Below are 17,212 nucleotides of genomic sequence, written 5' to 3'. Positions count from 1 at the left end.
GCCGGTCGTCGGCCCCATCATCGGTGGTGTCCTCGCGGGCCTCGCCGCCATCCCGCTCCTGCCCATCCTCACCTAGCACCACGAGGGCCGGTCCACGACGATGTGGACCGGCCCTCTTCCTGTCCCGGCCACTTGTGAACAAAGGAGTTTGTCATGTCGGACTACATCATCGCGATCGACCAGGGCACGACCAGCACCAGGGCGATCGTCTTCGATCACTCCGGCTCGATCGTCTCCACGGGTCAGCTCGAGCACAAGCAGATCTTCCCCAAGGCCGGCTGGGTCGAGCACGATCCCAAGGAGATCTGGGACAACACCCGCGAGGTCATCGGCCAGGCTCTCTCGAAGGCCAACATCACGCGGCACAACGTGAAGGCCGTCGGCATCACCAATCAGCGCGAGACCGCGGTGGTCTGGGACAAGAACACCGGCGAAGCCGTCTACAACGCCATCGTCTGGCAGGACACCCGCACGCAGGAGATCGTCGACCGCTTCTCGGCCGACGGCGGTGCCGAGCGGTTCAAGGACATCGTGGGTCTGCCCCTGTCCACCTATTTCTCCGGAACGAAGATCGTCTGGATCCTCGAGAACGTCGAGGGTGCCCGCGAGAAGGCCGAGGCCGGCGACCTGCTCTTCGGCACGACCGACAGCTGGGTCACCTGGAACCTCACCGGAGGCGTCGACGGCGGCGTGCACATCACCGACGTCACGAATGCCTCGCGCACCCTCTTCATGGATCTCGAGACGCTCCAGTGGCGCGACGACATCCTCGAGGTCTTCGGTGTGCCGAAGTCGATGCTGCCCGAGATCAAGTCCTCCTCCGAGGTCTACGGCACCGTGCACACGTCGTCTCTTCTGCGCGAGGTCCCCGTCGCGGGGATCCTCGGCGACCAGCAGGCGGCGACTTTCGGCCAGGCCGCCTTCGACGCGGGTGAGGCCAAGAACACCTACGGCACCGGCAACTTCCTCATCTTCAACACGGGCACCGAGATCGTGAAGTCCCAGAACGGCCTCCTCACGACGCTCGGCTACAAGCTCGGCGACGACGCGCCGCGCTACGCGCTCGAGGGTTCGATCGCGGTCACCGGATCGCTCGTGCAGTGGCTGCGCGACAACCTCGGCATCATCTCCTCCGCACCCGAGATCGAGGAGCTCGCCAAGACCGTCGACGACAACGGCGGCGCCTACTTCGTGCCGGCCTTCTCCGGTCTCTTCGCTCCCTACTGGCGATCGGATGCGCGTGGTGCGCTCGTGGGCCTCACCCGCTACGTGAACAAGGGCCACATCGCCCGTGCGGCGCTCGAGGCGACGGCCTTCCAGACCAAGGAGGTGCTCGACGCGGTCAACGCCGACTCCGGGGTGCCGCTGACCGAGCTCAAGGTCGACGGAGGCATGATCGCCAACAACCTGCTCATGCAGTTCCAGGCCGACATCCTCGACGTCCCCGTCGTGCGCCCCGTCGTGGCCGAGACGACCGCCCTCGGTGCGGCCTACGCGGCGGGTCTCGCCGTGGGCTACTGGGCCGACCTCGACGAGCTCCGCGCCAACTGGCAGGAGGACTCCCGCTGGGAGCCCGCCCTCGACTCCGCCGAACGCGACCGCCTCTACCGCAACTGGAAGAAGGCCGTCACGAAGACCCTCGACTGGGTCGACGAAGATGTGAAGTGATCAGCGGTTGCTAGCCGCGATCCAGTCCTCGAGCTTCCGCGCCGCCGCACCCGAGTCGATGGCCTCCGCCGCGATCGTCATCTTCTCGCGGAGGCGGTCGACGATCGTGCGGTCGACCTCGGTGGGGTCGGATGCGAGCTCGAAGGCCACGAGGCCGGCCGCGGCGTTCAGCAGCACCATGTCACGCACGGGGCCCTGCTCCCCCGACACGACCCGGCGCACGACGTCGGCGTTGTAGGCCGCGTCGCCGCCCTTCAGCTGCTCGATGTCGGCACGGGCGATGCCGAGGTCTCGGGGATCGAGGTCGTGCTCCTTGACGGAGCCGCGGGAGACCTCCCAGATGTGGCTGTGGCCGGTCGTCGTGAGCTCGTCGAGTCCGTCGTCGCCGCGGAACACCAAGGCGGTCGCCCCTCGGGTCTGGAACACGCCCACGATCAGGGGCACCCGGTCGAGGTGCGCGACGCCCACGGCCGACGCCTCGGCGCGGGCCGGGTTGCAGAGCGGGCCGAGGAAGTTGAACACCGTCGGCACACCGAGCTCACCGCGCACGGCGGCCGCATTCTTGAAGCCCGGGTGGAACTTCGCGGCGAAGGCGAACGAGATCCCGGTCTCCAGCAGCACCTCCGCCACGCGCTCGGGCTCGATGTCGATGTCGATGCCGAGCGAGCGCATCACGTCGGAGGATCCCGACAGCGAGCTCGCCGCCTTGTTGCCGTGCTTGAGCACCGGCACCCCGCTCGCGGCGGCCACGATCGAGGCCATGGTCGACACGTTCACGGTGCCGAACCGGTCGCCTCCCGTGCCCACGATGTCGAGCACGAACGGGTCGACCCGGATGGGCAGCGCGTGGTCGAGGATGGCATCACGGAACCCGACGATCTCATCGACCGTCTCCCCCTTGGCCCGGAGCGCGACGAGGAATCCCGCCAGCTGGGCTTCCGTCACCTCGCCCAGCATGACCTTGTTCATCGCCCAGCTCGCCTCGGAGATCGAGAGATCGGATCCGGTCAGCAGGTGCGCGATCATGTCGGGCCAGGAATGTGTTTCAGCCATACGAACGATCCTATGGGTCGCTCCTCACGCGGGACACGCCGGTACCGCCACGCAAGGGCGCCGCTGTGCAAAACCAAGCTGGGAAATCGGACATAATGGTCTTGTGACGAGCAGCTCATTGACCCAATCTCAGAGTGCCCCCATGGTCCAGCGCCCCAACATCGTGGCGGTGGGAACCATCGTGTGGCTCGGCAGCGAGGTCATGTTCTTCGCGGGCCTCTTCGCCATCTACTTCACCCTCCGCAGCACCAACCCGGGCGCGTGGGCCGAGCAGGCGTCGATCCTCAACGTGCCGTTCGCGCTGGTGAACACGATCATCCTCGTCATCTCCTCCTTCTGGTGCCAGTTCGCCGTCTTCGCCGCCGAGCGCGGCCAGGCGAAGCGAACGAGCTGGAAGCCGAAGGACTGGGGTGTCACCGAGTGGCTCTTCCTCACGTACGCCTTCGGCGCCATCTTCGTCAGCGGCCAGGTGCTCGAGTACGCGACGCTCGTCTCCGAGGGCATCACGTTCGACGGCGACGCGTACGGCTCGGCCTTCTACCTCACGACCGGATTCCACGCGCTCCACGTGACCGGCGGTCTCATCGCGATGCTGCTCATGCTCGGGCGGGTGTTCGCGGTCAAGAACTTCGGTCACAAAGAGGCGACCTCGATCATCGTGGTGTCGTACTACTGGCACTTCGTCGACGTGGTCTGGATCGGACTGTTCCTCGTGATCTACGTGCTCAAGTAGCGCAGCCCGCACCGATCCACCCGAAGCCCCGAAACAGAGAGTAGAGAGAATGGCCCGCAGGAGCAGGAAAGCCAGCAGACGCCATCCCCTGGCAACTGTCGTGCTGATTGCGATCGGCCTGGTCGTCACCGGCGGAGGATACGCGGCGTTCAGCAGCACCACCACCGCGACCGCCGACACCGAGATCACGAGCCAGGCGGTCATCGACGAGGGCGAGAAGCTCTTCGCCGCGAACTGCGCCACCTGCCACGGCATGAGCCTCGAGGGCACCGATGACGGCCCCGCGCTGATCGGCGTCGGGGCAGCCTCCGTCAACTTCCAGGTGGGCACCGGCCGCATGCCGATGGCCATGCAGGGCCCGCAGGCCATGCAGAAGCCGACCCAGTTCACGGACGAGCAGACCCTCGCCCTCGCGGCCTACGTCGCCTCCATCTCCCCCGGCCCCGCGATCCCTGACGAGAGCCTGCTGCAGGCCGACGGCGACGCGGCCAACGGCGGCGAGCTGTTCCGCATCAACTGCGCCATGTGCCACAACGTCGCCGGTGCCGGTGGAGCGCTCACCGAGGGCAAGTACGCCCCCGAGCTCACTGGAGTGCTCGCCACCCACATCTACGAGGCCATGCTCACCGGTCCGCAGAACATGCCGGTCTTCAACGACGACAACCTCACGCCCGAAGACAAGCGCGACATCATCACCTACCTGAAGTACATCGAGAACAACCCGTCCCCCGGCGGCTACGAGCTCGGTGCCCTCGGGCCGGTCGCCGAAGGTCTGTTCGCCTGGATCTTCGGACTCGGGGCGATCATCGGCCTCATGGTCTGGCTGACCGCGAAGTCGAACTAGCCGCGCACGTGAACACAGGCACAGCACACAACAGCAAGCTCGAAAGGGAAAACAATGGCACATGACGAGGTGAGCGGGCACGATTCTGCCGCTTCAGATTCGTCGGCCGTCGAGACGAGTCGAGCCGCTTCGACCGGCACCGCGGTCATTGCTTCCGATGTGGTGAACCCGGGCGAGCCGCCCCACCGCAAGCGCGTCACGGATCTCGACCCCAAGAAGGCCAAGCACGCCCAGCGCACGGTCTACACGCTGTTCTACCTGTCGATCGCCGGCAGCATCTTCGCCCTCGCGGCCTACATGGCCTTCCCGATCGAAGACGGCGACATCGCGGCGATCCGCCTGAACAACCTGTTCATCGGTGTCGGCTCCGCGCTCGCCCTCTTCGGCATCGGCCTCGGTGCCGTGCACTGGGGCAAGGCGCTGATGGCCGACAAGGAGGGCATCGACGAGCGCCACCCGATCCGCGGCACGCAGGCCACCCGCGACCGCGCGGTCGAGATCTTCCACGAGGCCGACCAGGAGTCGGGCTTCGGTCGTCGCACGCTCATCCGCAACAGCCTCATCGGCGCCCTCGTGGCGTTCCCGCTGCCGGGCCTCGTGCTCTTCCGCGGCTGGGCTCCTCAGGACGAGGATCCCGTGGAGCTGCTCAGCCACACCATGTGGAAGAAGGGCTCACGCCTCACGCTCGACCCGTCGGGCATCCCGGTCAAGGCTTCGGATGTCACGATCGGCTCGGTCTTCCACATCATCCCCGAGGGCCTCAACGAGCGCCACGACCTGCTCGAGCAGAAGGCCAAGGCCGCTGTGCTGCTCATGCGCCTGAACCCCGACGACCTGACGATCAGCCCCGGTCGCGAGGACTGGTCGTACGACGGCATCGTCGCCTACTCCAAGATCTGCACGCACGTCGGCTGCCCCGTGGCGCTGTACGAGCAGCAGACCCACCACCTGCTCTGCCCCTGCCACCAGTCGACCTTCGACGTGACGAAGGAGTGCGAGGTCATCTTCGGACCGGCCAAGCGCCCTCTGCCCCAGCTGCCCATCGAGGTGGACTCCGAGGGCTACCTCGTGGCCCGGAGCGATTTCAACGAGCCTGTCGGCCCTAGCTTCTGGGAGCGTTCATGACCAGCACGATCGACAGGACCGGATCGGGAGACAGCACGCCTGCGGGCGCCGCGGCCGCCACCGACAACGGGCCCGCGAAGCCGAAGAGCGGTGGCTTCACCGCCGCGGCGTCGAACTACCTCGAGGACCGCACGAGCATCTCGGGCGTCGTCAAGGAGTTCGGCCGCAAGATCTTCCCCGACCACTGGTCGTTCATGCTCGGCGAGGTGGCGCTCTACAGCTTCGTCGTCATCATCCTGTCCGGGACGTTCCTGACGTTCTTCTTCCAGGCATCGATGGTCGAGACGCACTACGACGGCGCCTTCGTGCCGATGAAGGGCGTCGAGATGTCGGCGGCCATGGAGTCGGCGCTGCACATCTCGTTCGATGTGCGCGGCGGACTCCTGGTGCGCCAGATCCACCACTGGGCGGCACTGCTGTTCATCGCGGCCATCGGCCTGCACATGCTCCGCGTGTTCTTCACGGGTGCGTTCCGCAAGCCGCGTGAGCTCAACTGGGTCATCGGCTTCCTGCTGTTCGTCCTGGCCATGGCTGAGGGCTTCACGGGCTACTCGCTCCCCGACGACCTGCTCTCGGGCAACGGCCTCCGGATCATCGACGGCCTGATCAAGGGCATCCCGGTGATCGGCACGTGGACCTCGTTCCTGCTGTTCGGCGGAGAGTTCCCTGGCACGGCGATCGTGGGGCGCCTCTACACGCTGCACATCCTGCTGCTGCCGGCGATCCTCGTGGCGTTCCTGGCCCTCCACCTCGTGTTCGTGATCGTGCACAAGCACACGCAGTACGCCGGTGCCGGCCGCACGAACAACAACGTCGTGGGCTACCCGATCCTCCCCGTGTACGCGGCGAAGGCCGGTGGCTTCTTCTTCCTGGTGTTCGGCGTCATCGCCCTCATGGCCTCGTTCTTCACGATCAACCCGATCTGGAACTACGGCCCGTACGACCCCTCACCGGTGTCGGCGGGTACCCAGCCCGACTGGTACATCGGCTTCGCCGACGGCGCCCTGCGATTGATCCCGCCGGGATGGGAGTTCGTCTGGCTCGACCACACCTGGTCGATCAACATCATCGTGCCTGTGATCGCGCTCGTGGGCCTGCTCGCCGCCGTGGCCGCCTACCCCTTCATCGAGGGCTGGGTCACGGGAGACAAGCGCGAGCACCACATCCTCGATCGCCCGCGCAACGCCCCCACCCGCACGGCCATCGGTGCGGCCGGCGTCACCTTCTACGCGGGCCTCTGGGCGGCGGCTTCGTCCGACCTCATGGCGACGCACTTCCAGCTGTCGATCGAGGGCGTCATCCACACCATCCAGGCGTGGGTCGTGCTCGGACCGTTCCTGGCGTTCTTCGTCACGAAGCGCGTGTGCATCGCGCTCATGAAGAAGGACCGCGAGATCGTGCTGCACGGCTTCGAGTCCGGCCGGATCGTGCGACTCCCCGGTGGCGAGTACATCGAGGTGCACGAACAGGTCGACGACTACGAGCGTTGGCGCCTGGTCGACTACGAGGTCTACGAGCCGATCATGCTCCGCCCCAACGCCAAGGGTCAGATCACGCCCGGCATGCGCTTCCGTTCCCGCGTCTCGCGCTGGTTCTTCGAAGACCGCATCGCTCCCGCCCAGCAGCAGGAGCTCGAGTCCGGCCACGGCCACCACGGCACCCACGGCGACGGCACCGACCACTCCCTCGAGGAAGGCCCCGGCCTCACCAAGCCGTAGCCCCACTCCCCCGAAGGGCCCCTCGCACTCCGCGCGAGGGGCCCTTCGGCGTAACTGAGCATGAACTGCTCATAACACCCGCCGCCCCCTCGGCCACAGGCTGTCTGTTGGACCCTTCCACCAACAGAAAGCCCGAACCATGAACTCTCGACCTACCCCCGGACGGCGTCGTTTGACGTCGATGATCGCTGGTCCCGCGTTGACCGGTGTCGTCCTCACCGTTGCGCTGACCGCGCCACAGGCCGCTTCAGCTCTTCCGGGAGCGAACCCGGGCCTGGTGACGTGTCCGCCTCAGATCTCGAAGGTCGGGGTGCCGGTGCAGTTCGACGTTCTCGACGGCGAGTCGGGATCCGGCTACGACGGCACGATCGCGGCGGGTTCACTCCCCGACGGACTGTCGCTCACAAAGGCAGCCAACCAGACACCGAAGATCACCGGCACACCCACGAAGGTGGGCAGCTACCCCTTCACGATGCAGTTCAGGAACAACGTGGGCGGCTTCGGTGAGAAGTCCTGCGTGGCGGACATCGTTCCGACCACCTCGATCGTCGAGCGGATCGACGGCGACACCCGCTACGAGGCGGCTGCAAACATCGCCCTTCAGGTCGCGCCGGGCACAGCAGCAGTTGTCTACATCGCCAGCGGCGAGAACTACTCCGACGCCTTGAGCGCCTCGGCGATCGCCGCACAGCGCGGGGCACCACTGGTTCTCGCACGGTCGACCACGCTTCCGAACTACGTCTACAACGTCGTCAACCACTTCGATCCCGCTCACATCGTGGTGGTCGGAGGCGAGAGCACGCTCAAGCCCGAGCTCATTGAGCAGCTTCAAGACATGCGGAACAACGCAACTGTGACCCGAATCGGCGGCGCAGATCGCTTCGCCGTCTCCCGCAATCTCATCAGCAATCCGATGTTCGGGGCAATGGCCTCCACGAACATCTACGTGGCCAGCGGGCTAAAGTTCCCCGATGCCCTGAGTGCAAGCCCAGCGGCCGCAAAGGTCAAGACGCCAGTACTGCTCGTCAACGGGGAGGCCACGGCCCTGTCCGCAGAGGAGAAGGCCCTCCTGACGTCGCGCGGGGTCACCGCCAGCACCGTGTTCGGGGGTGAGGACACACTTTCGGCCGGGCTTGCAACCGACCTGAAGACGACTACCGGTGCCGTCACGCGAATCGATGGTGATGACCGGTTTGCCGTCTCCGCCAACATCACTGCTGCACACTTCACAGGTCCGATCGACACGGTGTACTTCGCCACGGGAGCGAACTACCCCGACGCCCTCGCTGGCGGCGTCCTGGCGGGCGTCAAGACCGCTCCCGTCCTGCTCACCCGCAAGAGCTGTGTGACGAGCGATGTCGCCGCACAGGTACGAGCGCTCAAACCGAAGCACATCGTGCTCCTGGGCGGCCCCGCGACCCTCGACGCCAACCTCGAGAACCTCCCCGCCTGTTCGTGACCTGCCCAGCAGGCAGCTGACTGCTGCGGGCAGAAAGCCGCCCGCTCCTTCAGAGGGAGCGGGCGCTTTTCTGCGTGGCGGTAAGGGCCTAGCGGGCGAAGTAGCTGCGATAGTACTCGAACGCCCAGCCGACGATGGCGACGAGGATGAGGGGTGTCGAAGCCCATCTCGGGGTCGCCGCTGTCGATGTTGGAGTCGAGGCGGTCTTCGGCCAGCTCGCCGCCCTGCGACTTGTGCACGCGGTCGAGGTAGAACGCGAGGAACGCCTACAGGAAGGACCGCGAAATCGTGCTGCACGGCTCCGAGTCCGGCCCCATCGTTCGACTCCCCGGTGGCGAGTACATCGAGGTGCACGAGCAGTTCGACGACTAACGCAGGGTGTCGGGGGCCGGAGGGTGGGAGCGGGGCGTCGGACCGGTCGCTTCTGGCGGAGACGAGGGAGCCCCGATGGGCGGACGCGGCCTCGTGGATGAATCGGCGGTGATCGCGCGGCGCATCACTCGGATGGAACGCATTGCCTCGATCGTTCGGGCCTCGCGACCAGCGTCGGCGAGTCGTACGACCCAATCGCAGTTTCGGCTGCCACGCCCGGTGCACCTTCTTGCAGCGAATCACCCTAGACGGGCGGCGCACTCACCGTCGGCTCTTCATAGAAGCGGGCAAAGACGAAGGCCCGCCCCTCAGTGAGGGGCGGGCCTTCGATGCAGCGGAAGATCAGCGGGCGAAGTAGCCGCGGTAGTACTCGAAGACCCAGCCGACGATGGCGACGAGGGTGAGGGCTCCGGCGATGAAGCAGATCCAGAAGCCCACAGCGAGACCCAGCATGAGAAGCGCTCCGCCACCCGCGAGGATGATAGGCCACCAGCTCCAGGGGCTGTAGAAGCCCATCTCGGGGTCGCCGTCATCGATGTTGGAGTCGAGGCGGTCTTCGGGCAGCTCGCCCCCCTGCGACTTGTGCACGCGGCCGAGATAGAAGGCGAGGAACGCCGACAGGATGGCCGCGAGGCCGATGCCGAGCGTGCCCACCCACTCGATCTGGCCGTCGAAGTAGAGCAACGACCAGATCGTGTACGCCGCCGTGGCCAGGAGCATGAAGACGAACAGGATCCAGAAGAGATTGGTGTTGGCTCTCATGGGTTACTTGACCTTGCCTTGCGAGACGTCGTAGGTGGGAGCATCCGGAGCATCCTTCGCCGGACCCACACCGACCGGGATGCCGGCCTCGGGGTGGTTCAGGTCGAACGCCGGCGACTCCGAGCGGATGCGAGGGATCGAGGTGAAGTTGTGCCGCGGCGGCGGGCACGAGGTGGCCCACTCGAGCGACCGGCCGTAGCCCCACGGGTCGTTGACCGTGACCTTGGGTGCCTTGCGGGCCGTGACGTACACGTTCAGGAAGAACGGGATCATCGAGGCCGCCAGCACGAACGCACCGATCGTGGAGAGCTGGTTCATCCACTCGTAGCCCTCTTCGGGCTGGTAGGTGGCGTAACGACGTGGCATGCCGATGACGCCCAGCCAGTGCTGGATGAGGAACGTGGTGTGGAAGCCGATGAACAGCAGCCAGAAGTGCCAGTAGCCGAGACGCTCGTTGAGCATCTTGCCGGTCCACTTGGGCCACCAGAAGTAGAAGCCCGAGAACATCGCGAACACGACCGTGCCGAACACCACGTAGTGGAAGTGCGCCACCACGAAGTACGTGTCCGAGACGTGGAAGTCGAGCGGCGGCGACGCGAGGATGACGCCGGTCAGACCACCGAAGGTGAAGGTGATGAGGAAGCCGATGGCCCAGATCATGGGCGTCTCGAACGTGACGGAGCCTCGCCACATCGTGCCGATCCAGTTGAAGATCTTCACACCCGTGGGCACGGCGATCAACATCGTCATCAAGGCGAAGAAGGGCAGCAGCACCGAACCGGTGACGTACATGTGGTGCGCCCACACCGTGACCGACAGGGCCGCGATCGAGATCGTGGCGTAGATCAGCGTCTTGTAGCCGAAGATCGGCTTGCGGCTGAAGACAGGGAACACCTCGGAGACGATGCCGAAGAACGGCAGCGCGATGATGTAGACCTCCGGGTGCCCGAAGAACCAGAACAGGTGCTGCCAGAGGAGCACACCGCCGTTGGCCGCGTCGTAGATGTGGGCGCCGAAGACACGGTCCGAACCGAGTGCGAAGAGCGCGGCGGCCAGCACCGGGAAGGCCATCAGCACGAGGATCGACGTGACCAGGATGTTCCAGGTGAAGATCGGCATCCGGAACATGGTCATGCCCGGGGCACGCAGCGTGATGATCGTGGTGATGAAGTTCACCGCACCGAGGATGGTGCCGAAGCCCGAGAGGCCCAGGCCGAAGACCCAGAGGTTTCCGCCGTCTCCCGGTGTGAACGTGGTCGACGACAACGGTGCGTAGGCGAACCAGCCGAAGGAGGCCGCACCCTGCGGGGTGAGGAAGCCGGAGACCGCGATCAGCGAGCCGAAGAGGAACAGCCAGAACGCGAAGGCGTTCAGTCGCGGGAACGCGACGTCCGGCGCACCGATCTGCAGCGGCATGAGCGCGTTGGCGAAGCCGGCGAACAGCGGCGTCGCGAACATCAGCAGCATGATCGTGCCGTGCATCGTGAAGAGCTGGTTGTACTGGTCCTTGGTCTGCAGCAGCTCCAGGCCCGGCTCGAACAGCTGAGCGCGGATGACGAGGGCCATGACGCCGCCGAGGCAGAAGAAGATGAACGAGGCGATCAGGTACATGTACCCGATGGTCTTGTGGTCGGTGGAGGTGATCCACTTGACCAGGATGTTGCCCTTCCGCCCCACGGTCTTCGAGGGAGTGGGAAGGGGAGCCGGAGTGCCGGCCGACGTCACGTCGACGGTTGCAGTCATGTCGCGTTCCTACTCTTCTTCTTCGTGGTGCTCGGGCGTGCCGATGCCCGGGAGGTTCTGGTTGCGGTCGTACTCGTGGCCGAGCTGACCCTCCTGGCCGGAGTCGCGGAGCGACTGGATGTAGTCGTCGTACTCCTGCTGGGAGACGACCTTCACGTTGAACAGCATCATCGAGTGGTACTCGCCGCAGAGCTCGGCGCACTTGCCGGTGAAGGTTCCCTCGCGCTCGGGCGTGACGTACATGTAGTTCGTCTTGCCGGGCAGCATGTCCTTCTTGTAGAGGAAGTCGATGACCCAGAACGAGTGGATGACGTCGCGCGACTCGAGCTGCACCTCGACGGTCTTGCCGACGGGGAGGTAGAGGGTGGGGATCTCGGACTCGACCAGGTTGCCGTTGGCGTCGTCCGGGTCGTCCTGACCCTGCACCCCGGCGTAGTAGACGTCTTCGTCGACGTAGTTGAAGTCCCATGCCCACTGCTTGCCGAAGACCTGGATGGTGACCTCGGGGTCGTCGTAGGCCGCCTCGATCGCGTCCTGGTCGCGCGCCGTGAAGGCGAAGAAGCCCAGCACCAGGATGAGCGGGACGATCGTGTAGAAGATCTCGATCGGCATGTTGTAGCGCAGCTGAGCCGGAAGGCCGGTCTGCCCCTTGCGGCGGCGGTACACGACGATCGCCCAGATGGTGAGCGCCCAGGTGATGACACCCACGACGAGAAGCACGATCCACGAGGTGACCCAGAGGCCGATGACGCGATCGACGTTGTTCGTGGTGCCGGGCTCGGTGGGAAGCCAGCCCTGGAGCTGGTCCTGCGTGCACCCGGCGAGGACAACTGACAGTACGGCTGCGATCGGTATCGCAGCCCATCGGAGACGTCGGTTAGAGCGCACCACAGACCTTTCGGGAAGCTACACCACAGTGTATTTGACCTTCTCCTAGCCTACTGGGTCGATTTACCCGCCGTTGCCACAGCCACACCGGATCGGCGTCTGGTAGGGCACGCAAAAGGGCCGCCCCGATGTGGGACGGCCCTGATGAGAAGTGCTTTCTAGTGGAACGAATCCCCGCACGCGCAGCTTCCGCCGGCATTCGGGTTGTCGATCGTGAAGCCCTGCTTCTGGATCGTGTCCTCGAAGTCGATGGTGGCGCCCTCGAGGTAGGGAACGCTCATCTTGTCGACGATGACCTCGACGCCGTCGTAGTCGACGACGTTGTCGCCGTCGAGCATGCGCTCGTCGAAGTAGAGCTGGTAGATCAGGCCGGAGCAGCCGCCGGGCTGCACGGCCACGCGCAGGCGCAGGTCGTCGCGACCCTCCTGCTCGAGGAGGTTCTTGACCTTCGTGCCCGCGGCGGGGGTGATGCCGACCTTGTGCGCGGGGGCTTCGACGGTCTGTCCCTCAGCGGGCACAGTCAGTGTCGAGTCGCTCATGTTCACTCCATTCGCTCGGAAGTATGTCGGAAGTCTAACTCCGGCAACCTGGGGCAGAGGTCAGTTATTCCCTGCCCGGTCGTTCATGCGGAGAAGCATGAGCGCCTCGGTGCCGATGGCGCGGTGGAAGACGCCGAGGTGCAGCGACTCGTTCGGGCTGTGCGCCCGCGTGTGGGGGTCTTCGACGCCCGTCACGAGGATCTGCGCCTCGGGGAACACGCGCACGAGGTCGGCGATGAACGGGATCGATCCGCCGATGCCGGCCTCGACGGGCTCGGCACCCCAGGCGTCCCGCATCGCGTCCTTCGCCGCCGTGACCGCCCAGCCGGAGGTGTCGACGAGGAACGGGCTGCCGGTGTCGACGTCGTCGAGTTCGACCTTCGCGCCGAAGGGGGCGTGCGAGCGGATGTGCGCCTCGAGCGCTTCGAAGGCCTCCTGCGGATCCTGACCGGGGGCGATGCGCGCGCTGACGCGGAGCGAGACGCTCGGGACGAGGGTGTTGGAGGCATTGGCCACCGACGGGGCGTCGATGCCCGTGATCGTGATGGCGGGCTGTGCCCAGAGCCGCGAGAGCACGGACCCGGTGCCGATGGGCGAGACTCCCTCGAGGAGGCCGGCCTCGTTCCGGAGCGTCTCGTCGGTGTACTCCGGCGTCTGCATCTCGCGGGAGGTGAGGCCCGCGACGGCCACGGAGCCGTTCTCGTCGTGCAACGAGGCGGCGAGCCGGAAGGCGGCGAGCATCGCGTCGGGCACCGCTCCCCCGAACATGCCCGAGTGCGAGGCGTGCGCGAGGGTCGAGACCGTGAGCCGGAAGGTGACGTTGCCGCGCAAGCTGATGGTGAGCGAAGGGGTCTCGGCGTCCCAGTTGTCGGAGTCGGCCACGACGATGACGTCGGCGGCGAGCTTCTCGCGGTGCACCTCGAGGAAGTTCGCGAACGAGCGCGAGCCGAACTCCTCTTCGCCCTCGATGAAGAGCACGAGACCGAGGTCGAAGTCGTCTCCCGCGACCGACCGGAGCGCCCGCACGGACGCCAGGTGCGAGACCACTCCCGCCTTGTCGTCGGCCGCGCCCCGGCCGTAGAGCCGGTCGCCGCGGACGGTCGGCTCGAACGGCGGCGACTCCCAGTCGGCGTCGTCTCCCTGCGGCTGCACGTCGTGGTGGGCGTAGAGGAGCACGGTCGGACGGCCGTTCCGAGCGGCGCGCGTGGCCAGCACGGCAGGCTGCCCCTTCTCCCCCGTGCCGGTCTCGGCCCGCAGGATCTCGACCGACTCGAAGACACCGGTCTCGCGGGCGAGGCCCGCCACCGCCTCGGCACTCGCCGCCACCTGGGCGGGATCGAAGGCGCTCCAGGACACCGACGGGATGCGCACGAGACCGCTGAGCTCGGCGATGCTCGCCGGCAGCGCCAGCCGCACCTCCTCGGCGAGGCGCTGCTCGCGATCGTCTACCTGGGAGAACGGGGAGCCACTCGGGTCTGTCATGCAGGTAATCTTAAGAGACGAACGAACGAGGACACCGTGGCCAAGAAGACGAGCACCGAGCAGCCCCCCATCGACGCGCCTGTGGAGGAGTCGACGATCGGCAAGGGTCGCGCGACCCCGACCCGCAAGGAGCGGGAGGCCGCGAACGCCAGGCCGCTCGTGCCGAACGACCGCAAAGAGGCGAGTCGCGACTACAAACGCCGCCAGCAGGAGGCGCGCGACAAGGCGCGCATCGGCATGGCCAACGGCGACGATCGCTACCTCCCCGCTCGTGACAAGGGAGCGCAGCGCCGCTATGTGCGCGATTACGTGGACGCGCGTTTCAACATCGGCGAGTTCCTCATCCCGATCATGTTCGTCGTCATCCTGCTCACCCTCGTGCCCCTGCCCGAGGTGCAGTCGGGCGTGATGCTCGGGCTGTACGCTTTCGTGCTGATCGTGGTCGGCGACTGCGTGCTGCTGGGCTTCCGCCTGCTGAAGAAGCTCCGCGAGAAGTTCGGCGCCGACAACATCGAGCGCGGCACGCGCTGGTACGCCACCATGCGCGCCCTGCAGTTCCGTCGACTGCGCCTGCCGAAGCCCCAGGTCAAGCGCGGCCAGTTCCCGAGCTGATCGGGAGGCTCGGCGATCCTGAACCGGGTGCCGACGCGATTGCGGGCCGATCCTCGGGTTCGGGGGTAGCGTACTCACCGAATGGATCGGAAAGCGACGAGGGGCCACGATCGGCTGATGACGGACGACACCACCGTGACCGATTCCGCGAGGCGCGTGCTGGCGGCGATCGCCGACCTCCGCGTGGCCGAACTGAAGATGCTGCGGCGTGAGACGGAGCGGTCGGGCCTGAAGGAGAACGACCTCGCGGCGATGCGCCTGCTGCGCGAGGCCGGCCTCGCCGAGCGACCGATCGGCCCCAAGGACCTCGCTGCCGGCCTCGGCATCACGAGCGCCTCGGTCACCGTGCTCCTCGACCGCCTGGAGAAGCGCGGCCTGGCCACCCGGAGCGCCCGTTCCGAGGATCGGCGGAGCCTCCGCATCGACGCCACCGAGGCCGGGCTCGAGGTGATGGCCTCGCACGACCAGCCCGAGCGGATCCGAGCACTCGCGGAGTCGCTCGATCCGCACGACGCGCACGTGGTCGAGCGCGTCTTCCGCGATCTGGCGGCAGCGGCCGACACCGTCGCGCCCGCCCTCGACGAGGGCTCGGGCGAGCGCTACCGCCGGGCCTGACGCCCCGCCCGCAGCGCCACCAGGCCGCGGTTGATCTGGCGCGCCCACAGCGGGCCGCGGTAGAGGAACGCCGTGTAGCCCTGCACGAGGGTCGCGCCCGCGTCGATGCGCTCCTGCACATCGACCGCCGTGTCGACGCCGCCCACCGAGATGACGCAGAGCTCCGCCGGCACGACGGAGCGGATGAGCACCAGCACCTCGAGGGCACGGGCGGCGAGCGGCGCACCCGAGAGCCCACCGGCTCCGGCGGCCTCCACGACCTCGCGTGAGGTGACGAGGCGCTCGCGCGAGAGTGTCGTGTTGGTCGCGATGATGCCGTCGAGGCCGAGGTCGACGACGAGGGCGGAGACCTTGCGCACCTCCTCGTCGGAGAGGTCGGGCGCGATCTTGACCAGCAGCGGCGTCGGTCCGCATTCGGCCTTGACCGCCTCCAGGAGCGGCGCGAGCCGGTCGATCTCCTGCAGGCCGCGGAGGCCCGGGGTGTTCGGCGACGACACGTTCACCACGAGGTAGTCGGCCATGGGTGCGAGTGCGCGCGTGCTCTGCAGGTAGTCGCTGATCGCATCCTCGACCTCGACCACACGGCTCTTGCCGATGTTGACGCCGATCACGGGTCGCGGATGGCGGAGCGAGCGCGTGCGGGCGAGCCGCAGCGACGCTCCGGACGCTCCTGCGTTGTTGAAACCCATGCGGTTGATGACGGCGCGGTCGGGCACGAGTCGGAACAGCCGCGGGCGCGGGTTGCCCGGCTGCGCTCGCGCCGTGATCGTGCCGACCTCGACGTGGCCGAAGCCGAGGGCGCCGAACCCGCGGATGCCCTTGGCATCCTTGTCGAAGCCCGCGGCCAGCCCGAACGGGGTCGGGAACCGCAGACCGAGCGCCTCGACCGACAGGTCGCCGCCCTGCGCACCCGTGAAGCGGCTCACGAGTCGCTCGAGCCGGAGCGCCGGAATGGCCTCGATGACCGAGAAGGCGAGATGGTGGGCCCGCTCCGGATCCATCTTCGACAGCACGTGCCGGAAGAGGAGTCCGTAGACGCCGCTCACTCGTAGGAACCGGTGGTGTCGCGTGCCTGGGCGGCCGCAGGGCTCTCGTCGTCGTGCGCCTGCTCGTGCTCGACGCGCAGCAGCGTGATGGCGCTCTCGAAGTCGTCGAGCGAGTCGAAGGCCTGGTAGACGCTCGCGAACCGCAGGTAGGCCACCTCGTCGAGCTCGCGGAGGGGCTGCAGGATGGCGAGGCCGATGTCGTTGGCGTCGATCTGCGCCGCGCCGGAGAGTCGCACGGTCTCCTCCACCCGCTGGGCGAGCACCGCGAGGTCGCTGTCGGTGACGGGGCGGCCCTGGCAGGCCTTGCGCACACCGCTCACGATCTTCTCCCGGCTGAACGGCTCGACCACGCCGGAGCGCTTGATCACGCTGAGGCTCGCGGTCTCGGTGGTGCTGAAACGCCGACCGCAGTCAGGGCACTGGCGCCGGCGTCGGATGGCGAGACCGTCGTCGGTCGTGCGGGAGTCGACGACGCGGGAATCGGGGTAGCGGCAGTAGGGACAGTACATGGCACCTCCATGGTAGTGGAGCGCCGAGGCCCTCGGGCGGGAGC

The 17,212-nt window shown here is 66.9% G+C and carries 16 protein-coding genes; 8 read left to right on the top strand and 8 right to left on the bottom strand.

What is annotated here, in order from left to right; genetic code table 11:
• Window positions 1-153: 153 nt before the first annotated feature.
• Window positions 154-1,668, top strand: a complete 1,515-nt coding sequence (gene glpK / locus N1028_RS19135) for a glycerol kinase GlpK (protein WP_259531124.1) — start codon at window positions 154-156, stop codon at window positions 1,666-1,668.
• On the opposite strand, the gene trpD is transcribed toward glpK, so the two are convergent.
• A complete protein-coding gene (trpD, locus tag N1028_RS19130; RefSeq protein WP_259531123.1) occupies window positions 1,669-2,721 on the bottom strand; it encodes an anthranilate phosphoribosyltransferase in 1,053 nt (350 codons plus the stop codon).
• Window positions 2,722-2,863: 142 nt separating this feature from the next.
• On the opposite strand from trpD, the gene ctaE reads away from it, so the two are divergent.
• From ctaE to N1028_RS19105, 5 genes are all read left to right on the top strand, one after another.
• Window positions 2,864-3,454, top strand: a complete 591-nt coding sequence (ctaE, locus tag N1028_RS19125) for an aa3-type cytochrome oxidase subunit III (protein ID WP_259531122.1) — start codon at window positions 2,864-2,866, stop codon at window positions 3,452-3,454.
• A gap of 49 nt (window positions 3,455-3,503) precedes the next feature.
• Complete coding sequence (qcrC, locus tag N1028_RS19120) at window positions 3,504-4,298, top strand: cytochrome bc1 complex diheme cytochrome c subunit (RefSeq protein ID WP_259531121.1); 795 nt, start codon at window positions 3,504-3,506, stop codon at window positions 4,296-4,298.
• 54 nt (window positions 4,299-4,352) lie between these two features.
• Entirely contained in the window at window positions 4,353-5,423 is a 1,071-nt protein-coding gene (gene qcrA, locus N1028_RS19115) for a cytochrome bc1 complex Rieske iron-sulfur subunit (RefSeq protein WP_259531120.1), read from the top strand.
• Window positions 5,420-7,141 (top strand): cytochrome bc1 complex cytochrome b subunit, encoded by a 1,722-nt coding sequence (gene qcrB, locus N1028_RS19110; RefSeq protein WP_259531119.1) that lies wholly within the window; start codon window positions 5,420-5,422, stop codon window positions 7,139-7,141. Before qcrA ends, qcrB begins: the two co-directional genes overlap by 4 nt.
• A gap of 199 nt (window positions 7,142-7,340) precedes the next feature.
• Window positions 7,341-8,600, top strand: a complete 1,260-nt coding sequence (locus tag N1028_RS19105) for a cell wall-binding repeat-containing protein (protein ID WP_259531118.1) — start codon at window positions 7,341-7,343, stop codon at window positions 8,598-8,600.
• A gap of 714 nt (window positions 8,601-9,314) precedes the next feature.
• Here the strand turns inward: N1028_RS19105 and ctaF are convergent.
• From ctaF to N1028_RS19080, 5 genes are all read right to left on the bottom strand, one after another.
• Window positions 9,315-9,734: an aa3-type cytochrome oxidase subunit IV gene (ctaF, locus tag N1028_RS19100; protein ID WP_259531117.1), complete on the bottom strand. Its 420-nt coding sequence runs from the start codon at window positions 9,732-9,734 to the stop codon at window positions 9,315-9,317.
• 3 nt (window positions 9,735-9,737) lie between these two features.
• On the bottom strand, window positions 9,738-11,477 hold the full coding sequence (gene ctaD, locus N1028_RS19095; RefSeq protein ID WP_259531116.1) for an aa3-type cytochrome oxidase subunit I: 1,740 nt from the start codon (window positions 11,475-11,477) through the stop codon (window positions 9,738-9,740).
• 9 nt (window positions 11,478-11,486) lie between these two features.
• Complete coding sequence (gene ctaC, locus N1028_RS19090; RefSeq protein ID WP_259531115.1) at window positions 11,487-12,365, bottom strand: aa3-type cytochrome oxidase subunit II; 879 nt, start codon at window positions 12,363-12,365, stop codon at window positions 11,487-11,489.
• A gap of 158 nt (window positions 12,366-12,523) precedes the next feature.
• Window positions 12,524-12,904 (bottom strand): HesB/IscA family protein, encoded by a 381-nt coding sequence (locus tag N1028_RS19085; RefSeq protein WP_259531114.1) that lies wholly within the window; start codon window positions 12,902-12,904, stop codon window positions 12,524-12,526.
• Between the two features lie 60 nt (window positions 12,905-12,964).
• The gene (locus tag N1028_RS19080) at window positions 12,965-14,386 is read right to left on the bottom strand and encodes a dipeptidase (protein WP_259531113.1); all 1,422 of its coding nucleotides are present in this window, start codon (window positions 14,384-14,386) and stop codon (window positions 12,965-12,967) included.
• Window positions 14,387-14,422: 36 nt separating this feature from the next.
• Here N1028_RS19080 and N1028_RS19075 point away from each other — a divergent pair, with 36 nt between their 5' ends.
• Both N1028_RS19075 and N1028_RS19070 read left to right on the top strand, forming a co-directional pair.
• Window positions 14,423-14,998, top strand: a complete 576-nt coding sequence (locus tag N1028_RS19075; protein WP_259531112.1) for a DUF3043 domain-containing protein — start codon at window positions 14,423-14,425, stop codon at window positions 14,996-14,998.
• Window positions 14,999-15,115: 117 nt separating this feature from the next.
• Complete coding sequence (locus N1028_RS19070; protein WP_259531111.1) at window positions 15,116-15,613, top strand: MarR family winged helix-turn-helix transcriptional regulator; 498 nt, start codon at window positions 15,116-15,118, stop codon at window positions 15,611-15,613.
• Here N1028_RS19070 and N1028_RS19065 read toward each other — a convergent pair.
• Window positions 15,598-16,659, bottom strand: a complete 1,062-nt coding sequence (locus N1028_RS19065) for a quinone-dependent dihydroorotate dehydrogenase (protein ID WP_259531110.1) — start codon at window positions 16,657-16,659, stop codon at window positions 15,598-15,600. The genes N1028_RS19070 and N1028_RS19065 overlap by 16 nt on opposite strands.
• Entirely contained in the window at window positions 16,656-17,168 is a 513-nt protein-coding gene (nrdR, locus tag N1028_RS19060) for a transcriptional regulator NrdR (protein ID WP_259531109.1), read from the bottom strand. The genes N1028_RS19065 and nrdR overlap by 4 nt, the downstream gene beginning before the upstream one ends.
• Window positions 17,169-17,212: the final 44 nt, after the last annotated feature.

This window comes from Herbiconiux oxytropis (assembly GCF_024979315.1).
GTDB classification, from domain to species: domain Bacteria; phylum Actinomycetota; class Actinomycetes; order Actinomycetales; family Microbacteriaceae; genus Herbiconiux; species Herbiconiux oxytropis.
This window is presented reverse-complemented; position numbering and strand designations above follow the sequence as displayed.

What these genes read in the sequence shown, in the direction of transcription:
- glpK (WP_259531124.1), top strand. Translation starts at nt 154, where the DNA reads ATGTCGGACTACATCATCGCGATCGACCAGGGCACGACCAGCACCAGG.
- trpD (WP_259531123.1), bottom strand. Translation starts at nt 2,721, where the DNA reads ATGGCTGAAACACATTCCTGGCCCGACATGATCGCGCACCTGCTGACC.
- ctaE (WP_259531122.1), top strand. Translation starts at nt 2,864, where the DNA reads ATGGTCCAGCGCCCCAACATCGTGGCGGTGGGAACCATCGTGTGGCTC.
- qcrC (WP_259531121.1), top strand. Translation starts at nt 3,504, where the DNA reads ATGGCCCGCAGGAGCAGGAAAGCCAGCAGACGCCATCCCCTGGCAACT.
- qcrA (WP_259531120.1), top strand. Translation starts at nt 4,353, where the DNA reads ATGGCACATGACGAGGTGAGCGGGCACGATTCTGCCGCTTCAGATTCG.
- qcrB (WP_259531119.1), top strand. Translation starts at nt 5,420, where the DNA reads ATGACCAGCACGATCGACAGGACCGGATCGGGAGACAGCACGCCTGCG.
- ctaF (WP_259531117.1), bottom strand. Translation starts at nt 9,734, where the DNA reads ATGAGAGCCAACACCAATCTCTTCTGGATCCTGTTCGTCTTCATGCTC.
- ctaD (WP_259531116.1), bottom strand. Translation starts at nt 11,477, where the DNA reads ATGACTGCAACCGTCGACGTGACGTCGGCCGGCACTCCGGCTCCCCTT.
- N1028_RS19085 (WP_259531114.1), bottom strand. Translation starts at nt 12,904, where the DNA reads ATGAGCGACTCGACACTGACTGTGCCCGCTGAGGGACAGACCGTCGAA.
- N1028_RS19080 (WP_259531113.1), bottom strand. Translation starts at nt 14,386, where the DNA reads ATGACAGACCCGAGTGGCTCCCCGTTCTCCCAGGTAGACGATCGCGAG.
- N1028_RS19070 (WP_259531111.1), top strand. Translation starts at nt 15,116, where the DNA reads ATGACGGACGACACCACCGTGACCGATTCCGCGAGGCGCGTGCTGGCG.
- nrdR (WP_259531109.1), bottom strand. Translation starts at nt 17,168, where the DNA reads ATGTACTGTCCCTACTGCCGCTACCCCGATTCCCGCGTCGTCGACTCC.